The following is a 6,917-nucleotide window of genomic DNA, read 5'->3' on the forward strand; positions in this document are numbered from 1 at the left end:
GGGGGAGTCGGCACGGGCGGGGGCGACCCCGGCCGAGGCGGCGTACGGGAGACCGGACCACCGGAAGGAAGCCCCACCTGATGTCGGTCATCGCCGATGTGCGGACCCTGTGGCGGTTCCGCGGCTTCCGCCGGCTGCTCACCGTCCGGCTCCTCTCGCAGTTCTCCGACGGGGTCTTCCAGGTGGGCCTGGCCGGCTACGTGGTCTTCTCCCCCGAACAACAGGCGACACCGGCGGACATCGCGGCGGCGATGGCGGTCCTCCTGCTCCCCTACTCGCTCCTCGGCCCCTTCGCCGGAGTACTCCTCGATCGGCTGAGTCGGCGTCAGGTGCTGCTGTACGGGAACCTGTTGCGCGCCGGGCTCACCGCCGCCAGCTGCACCCTCGTCCTCGCGGGAGCTCCCATCTGGCTGTTCTACCTCTCGGCGCTGATGGTCACGGCGGTCAATCGCTTCATCCTCGCGGGCCTGTCCGCCGCCCTGCCCCGGGTGGTGGACCGTGAGCGCCTGGTGGTCGCCAACTCCATCTCCCCGACCGCCGGGACGGTGGCCGCCACCATCGGAGGGGCCTCCGGGTTCGCGCTCCACACGGTGGCGGACGCCCGGTGGGCCGGGGACGTCCTGGCCCTCATCTGCGCCGCCGTGATCTACGTCCTCGCCGGCGCGGCGGCCCTGGCCCTGGGGCGCGACCAACTGGGACCCGACCCCGGGGAGGCCCGGGGCACGGTGCGCCGGGCCCTGCTGGAGACGGTGCGGGGGCTGGTGGACGGCCTGCGCCACCTCGCCCACCGCCGTTCGGCGGCGCGCGTCCTGGGGGCGCTCGGTGTGATGCGCTTCTGCTACGGGGCGCTGCTGGTCACCGTGTTGATGCTGGCCCGTTACGCCTGGGGCGGGGACGCCGAGGTCGGTGCCGGAATGGCGATGCTGGGCCTGGTCGTCGGTGTCTCCGGAGCCGGCTTCTTCGTCGCGGCGGTGATGACGCCCTGGGCGGTGGAGCGCCTGGGGCGGTTGGGGTGGTTCGCGCTCTGCGCCGCTGTCGCGGCCGTGCTGGTACCGGCCCTGGGTCTCACCTTCCGTCCGCTGCCGATCCTCGTCGCGTCCTTCGTGCTGGGCGTGGTCACCCAGGGGTCGAAGATCGTGACCGACACCGTGGTGCAGTCCACGGTGGACGACCGGTTCCGGGGCCGGATCTTCTCCCTGTACGACATGCTCTTCAACGTCGCCTTCGTGGGGGCGGCGGGGGTGGCCGCTCTGATGCTGCCCCCCGACGGTCGCTCGGTGGCGCTCCTGGTGACGGTCTCACTGCTGTACGCCCTCACGGCGGTGGCGGTGAACCGCTTCCGTCGACTCGAATGAGGCCCCGACGGTCCCCGGGAGCCATCGGGCACCGTCCGGGCCCGGGGAGCGGTCGGAACAGGCGGGGAGGGCCGGAGGGACGGACGGCAGAGGTGGAGCCGGGAGCCGGCAGGGGGACCGGCCGTTCGGGTGACGTCCGTCCGCCCGTTACCTCCGGATACGCACGATGTAGATGTCACATCAGTGCCACAGAACCCCCTTGGGTCCGAAACTTTCCCCCGGGGCGTCCCCCACCCCACTAGGGTTCCCGAGGCAACAAGATGCGATGCACAAGGATGTTTCGGAGGGGACCCCCATGACCACGCCGCCGCCCACCGGCCCCAACCCGTACAGCTCGCCCCAGCAGCCGGGGCAGCCGCCCCAGCAGCCCGGCTACGGCCACCCGCAGCAGTCGGGCGCCCCGGGGGAGCAGCCCACCGCGGGCTTCGGCGCCCCCGGCTCGGCCCCGACGGCCGGTTTCGGTGCTCCGGGCGCTCCGGGGACTCCCGGCGGTCCCGCCGCGGAGGAGCCCAAGAAGAACAAGAAGTGGCTGCGCGCGGTCGGCCCGGTGGTGGCGCTCGCCATCGCGGGCGGCTACTTCTTCTTCGGCGGCAGCGACGCCCGGGGCTCCGCGGTGGGTGACTGCCTCCACAACGAGGGCAGCATGGTGAGCCCGGACATGAAGAAGGTGGACTGCACCTCGGACGAGGCCGAGTACAAGGTGCTCGATCGGATCGAGGGCGACACCTCGCGCACCGCCTGTGAGGGCGTGGCCGGCTACGTCGCCCAGTACTACGAGGAGCAGCGGGGCAAGACCTTCTCCCTCTGCCTGGGCCAGGTCTGACACCCACCGCCTCCGGGCCGGGGAGGAGCCGAGGGGAATCGCCTCGCTCCCCGGCACGGCAAGCGGGGCGGGGGCCCCGTGAAGGACACGGAGGAGGGGCACGTTTCACGTGAAACGTGCCCCTCCTCCGACTTTCCGGTTTCCGATTCCCGGGTCCCTCAGGTCTCCCGGTCATCCCCCGGGTGCCCGTCCGCGACACCCCCGGCGACCGCCCCGGCGTCCTCCCTGCCGGCCCACCACTCCTTCAGTGCGGCCTCCGCACCCTCGGGCCCCAGCGGGCCCCTCTCCAGCCGCAGCTCCAGCAGGTGGCGGTAGGCGCGCCCCACCTCCGGTCCGGGGCCGATCCCCAGCACCCGCATGATGTCGTTGCCGTCCAGATCCGGACGGATGGCGTCCAGCTCCTCCTGCTCCCGCAGTCGCTCGATCCGCTTCTCCAACCCGTCGTAGGAGCGGGAGAGCGCGGCGGCCTTGCGCTTGTTGCGGGTGGTGCAGTCGGAGCGGGTCAGCTTGTGCAGGCGGTCCAGCAGGGGACCGGCGTCCCGCACGTACCGCCGCACCGCCGAGTCGGTCCACTCCCCGCTGCCGTACCCGTGGAAACGCAGGTGGAGCTCGACCAGTCGCGAGACGTCCTTGATCAATTCGTTCGAGTACTTCAGCTTCCCCATCCGGGAGCGGGTCATCTTCGCCCCCACCACCTCGTGGTGGTGGAAGGAGACCCGACCGTCCTTCTCGAACCGTCGCGTCCCGGGCTTGCCGATGTCGTGGAGCAGGGCCGCGAGCCGCAACACCAGGTCCGGCCCCTCGTCCTCCAGGGCGATCGCCTGCTCCAGCACGGTCAGGCTGTGCTCGTAGACGTCCTTGTGCCGGTGGTGCTCGTCGCGCTCCAGCCGCAGGGCCGGGAGCTCCGGCAGCACCCGGGCCGCCAGGCCGGTGTCCACCAACAGGGTCAGGCCCTTGCGGGGCCGACCGCCCAGCACCAACTTGTTCAATTCGTCACGCACCCGCTCGGCGGAGACGATGTCGATCCGCTCGGCCATCGCCGTCATCGCGGCCACCGTCGGCGGGTCCACCTCGAAGTCGAGCTGGGAGGCGAACCGTGCCGCGCGCATCATCCGCAGCGGGTCGTCGGTGAAGGAGTCCTCCGGGGCACCGGGGGTCCGCAGCCGGCGCCGGGCCAGATCCTCCAGGCCGCCGTGCGGGTCGATGAAGATCTTCTCCGGCAGGGCCACCGCCATGGCGTTGACCGTGAAGTCCCGCCGCAGCAGATCACCCTCGATCGAGTCGCCGTAGGCCACCTCCGGCTTGCGGGAGGCGGGGTCGTAGGACTCGGACCGGTAGGTGGTGATCTCCAGCTGGAAGTCCCGCTTGCGGCAGGCCACGGTCCCGAAGGCGATGCCCACCTCCCACACGGCGTCGGCCCACGGCTTGACGATCCGCAGCACCTCCTCCGGACGGGCGTCGGTGGTGAAGTCCAGGTCGTGACCGAGGCGGCCCAGCAGCGCGTCCCGCACCGACCCGCCCACCAGCGCCAGGGAGTGCCCTTCCGCCTCGAAGCGACGGGCCAGGTCGTCCGCCACCGGGGAGACCCGCAGGAGTTCGGTCACCGCCCGGCGTTGGGCCTCCCCGAGTTCCCCCGGCCTGCCGGGGCCGGGAACGCCGGCGGCCGTCGGTGTCCCGGACCCCGAGGGCGTGGAGGTCGTGGAAGCGGCCCCGGCATCGCGGGCGCCTGCGGTGCTGTCATTCCTGTCGTTCGGCACAACAGCACAGGGTACGTGGGTTTCCGCGGCCGTTCCCCTCTCCCGGGCGCCTCCCGGGGAGCGCCCGAACCCCGCCCGGGACCACCGGGGGCGACTTGCGGCGTGTCATGGGGTTCCCGCCCGCCGGCTACCATGAGCAGCACAGCCAGTGGCAGCGGCGTTGAGGGATCGAGGCATGGGCGTGGCCGAACCTGCGGGGACCGCATCCCGTGAGCCGTCGAACGGACGGTGGAGTCCTCGCGGCCTCCTGACCGCCCTGATCCTCACCCTCCTGCTGGTGCCCCTCCCGGGCGGGGCGATCCTGCTGTCCGCCGGTCCGGCCGCGGCCGAGGAGACCCCGGACGGCGCCCCCGCGGTGGACGACGCCGACATCGGTGCGGCCCGCGTGACCGTCACCGAGGTCTCGCCCGCCGTCCCCCGCCCGAACTCCTTCATCACCCTGCGCGGCACCGTCACCAACACCGGTGACTCCACGATCACCACTGCCGAGGCCGCTCCACGCCTGGCGGTTCCCCTCACCGACCGGGCCGCCATCGACGCCGCCGCCGACCGACAGGGCTTCGACGTCGGGCGGGACGGCTCCTTCCTGAGCGGCCACGGCGTCGACCTGGAGCCGATCGAGCCCGAGCAGGCCCGCCCCTTCACCATCCGGCTCCCGGTCTCCGAACTGGGCATCGGGACGGCCGGGGTGCACCAGGTGACGGTCGCGGTGACCGGCCGAACCGAGGCCGAGCAGTGGGACCAGATCCTCGGTGCGGGCCGCACGCTGCTGCCCGTGTCCGACCCGGCGGACCGGGGGGACCCGGAGGAGGACGGGGGCACGGCCGTGACCGTCCTCTGGCCACTGATCTCCACCTCCCACCTGCTGCCCGGCTCCCGCAACGGCGACGAGCAGATCCCCGTCCTGCGCGACGACACCCTCCTCACCGAGATCTCCTCCGGCGGTCGGCTGCACGACATGGTGACCCTCGGCGCCGACCTGCCGGTCACCTGGGTGATCGACCCCGACCTGCTGGCGTCCGTGGACGCCATGACCGACGAGTACCGGGTGCGGGGCCCCGACGGCACGGTCGAGGGGCAGGGCCAGGAAGTGGCCCGGGCCTGGCTGCACCGCCTCCGCGAGGCGGTGGCCGACGCGGAGGTCGTCGCGCTGCCCTACGCCGACCCGGACCTCGCCTCCCTCGCGCACCAGGGCAAGTCCGTACCCGGCGCCCTCGCCCAGTTGCGCGCCGCCACCGAGCTGGCGCCGGTGACCGTGGAGACCATCCTGGGGGTGACCCCCCGCACCGACTTCGCCTGGCCCGTCGAGGGCGCCGTGGACCCGGACATCGTCTCGGTGGCCACCTCCGCGGGGGCACAGCGGATCATCACCCGCGACGACAGCGTGCGCACCGGTACCGAGGGGGACCACACCCCCTCGGCCGCCGGTCCCATCGGGGGCGGGGTCACCGCCGTGGTGGCCGACACCCGGCTCTCCGCCCTGGCCGACGGCCGCATGAGTCGGGCCGGGGAGGTCACCGCCGCCCGCCAGTCGCTGCTGGCCCACACCATGGTCGTCGCCGACCAGACACCGGCGGCGGAACGCCACATGGTCCTGGCACCGCAGCGGATGCCGACCACCGCGCAGGCCCGGGCCCTGGCCGCGGCCGTGGACACACTCGCGGACGGGGCGGACTGGGCCCGCTTCGCCGAGCTCGACGAGACCGCGCGCGCGGAGCCCGACCCGTTGGCCGCGCTCTCCGTCCCCGGCACCGACGAGTACCCGGAGCGGCTGCGCGAGCAGGAGCAGCCGACCGGTTCCTTCGAGGCCATGCGGGAGACCCACCGGGCCCTGGAGGACTTCGCGGTGATCCTCACCCGGGCCGATCGGGTGGTCACCCCCTTCGGCAACGCCATCCGCCGCGAGATGTCCACCTCCTGGCGGGGTGAGCCGGTGGACGCCGCCCGCTACCGGGCCGAGGTCCGCGCCGAACTGCGGGAGCTGACCGAGCAGGTCCACCTGATCGAGAAGAGCCCCATCACCCTCTCGGGACGCAACGCGATCATCCCGGTGACGGTGCAGAACAACCTCATGCAGGAGGTGCAGGGCCTGGAGTTGCGGCTCACCTCCAGCCGGCGGATCGGCCTGGAGGTGGACGAGGCCCGCGAGGTCGCCGTGGGCGGCGGTCACAGCCAGTCGGTGAAGTTCGAGGCCACCGCCCGGGCCAACGGCCGCACCGTACTGGAGGCCCAGCTCTACACCGCCGACGGCAAGCCGTACGGCGAGGCGATGCGCTTCCACGCCCGGGTCACCTCCATCACCTCGGCGGTGATGCTGGTGATCGCGGGCGGTGTGCTGCTGGTGGTGCTGGCCGGTATCCGCATGTACACCCAGCGGAAGCGGGCGGAGGGCGCGGCCGGAACGCCCGGCGGGGAGCCGGACGGGCCCGGGGACGCCCCCGGCCCCGGCACCGGCACCGACGGGAACTCCGCCACGAGGGAGCCCGGGGCCGGGAGGGACGGGGACACCGGAGCCGACCCGGCGGATGACGCCGGGGGAAAGAGCCCCACCGGTACCGCCGGGGACCCCGCCACGGACACCCCGGCGGGTGAGTCGGACACCGACACCGCAGGCGGCGCCACGGCGTCCGTCCGGCGGGGTGAGACAGTGGAGCGCGGCCGATGACCCGGAACCACCGCGTTCCACTCGGGTGTCCGGGCATCCGTCGGCGCCGCCCGTCGAGCCGGCGCACACAGCAGGCACACGTCGGAGCAGGTCGGTGATCCTCCGACCGCCGCGATTCGAGGTGGGGTAACCACATGCAAGCGCCATACGATCGTGACCCGGAATCCGGGGGCTCCACCCCGTCGGGCGCGACGGGCCGGGGCCGTGCGGACGGTTCGGGCCCGGCGGATCCGCGCGGAACCGGGCCGGGGGAGCGGAGCGACCTCCCCCCCGGCCCGTACTCCCCCCCGTCTCTGATACACATCTCCAAGCCCACG

At 73.1% G+C, this 6,917-nt stretch carries 4 protein-coding genes; 3 read left to right on the forward strand and 1 reads right to left on the reverse strand.

Going from position 1 to position 6,917, the window contains the following annotated elements:
• Positions 1–80 precede the first annotated feature (80 nt).
• Entirely contained in the window at positions 81–1,355 is a 1,275-nt protein-coding gene (locus FOE67_RS11695; protein WP_182663319.1) for an MFS transporter, read from the forward strand.
• Between the two features lie 295 nt (positions 1,356–1,650).
• Positions 1,651–2,178, forward strand: coding sequence for an LppU/SCO3897 family protein (locus FOE67_RS29215; RefSeq protein WP_228473789.1), 528 nt, complete (start codon positions 1,651–1,653; stop codon positions 2,176–2,178).
• Between the two features lie 158 nt (positions 2,179–2,336).
• Here FOE67_RS29215 and FOE67_RS11705 read toward each other — a convergent pair whose 3' ends face one another.
• Positions 2,337–3,782, reverse strand: a complete 1,446-nt coding sequence (locus FOE67_RS11705; RefSeq protein ID WP_182663321.1) for a CCA tRNA nucleotidyltransferase — start codon at positions 3,780–3,782, stop codon at positions 2,337–2,339.
• 328 nt (positions 3,783–4,110) lie between these two features.
• Between FOE67_RS11705 and FOE67_RS11710 the strand changes: the two genes are divergently transcribed.
• On the forward strand, positions 4,111–6,600 hold the full coding sequence (locus FOE67_RS11710; protein ID WP_182663323.1) for a DUF6049 family protein: 2,490 nt from the start codon (positions 4,111–4,113) through the stop codon (positions 6,598–6,600).
• The last annotated feature ends 317 nt before the right edge of the window (positions 6,601–6,917 follow it).

The organism is Streptomyces calidiresistens, assembly GCF_014141525.1.
Classification (GTDB): Bacteria; Actinomycetota; Actinomycetes; order Streptomycetales; family Streptomycetaceae; genus Streptomyces; species Streptomyces calidiresistens.

Excerpts from the sequence above, each read along its gene's own strand:
- FOE67_RS11695 (WP_182663319.1), top strand. The coding sequence starts at position 81 with ATGTCGGTCATCGCCGATGTGCGGACCCTGTGGCGGTTCCGCGGCTTC.
- FOE67_RS11710 (WP_182663323.1), top strand. The coding sequence starts at position 4,111 with ATGGGCGTGGCCGAACCTGCGGGGACCGCATCCCGTGAGCCGTCGAAC.
- FOE67_RS29215 (WP_228473789.1), top strand. The coding sequence starts at position 1,651 with ATGACCACGCCGCCGCCCACCGGCCCCAACCCGTACAGCTCGCCCCAG.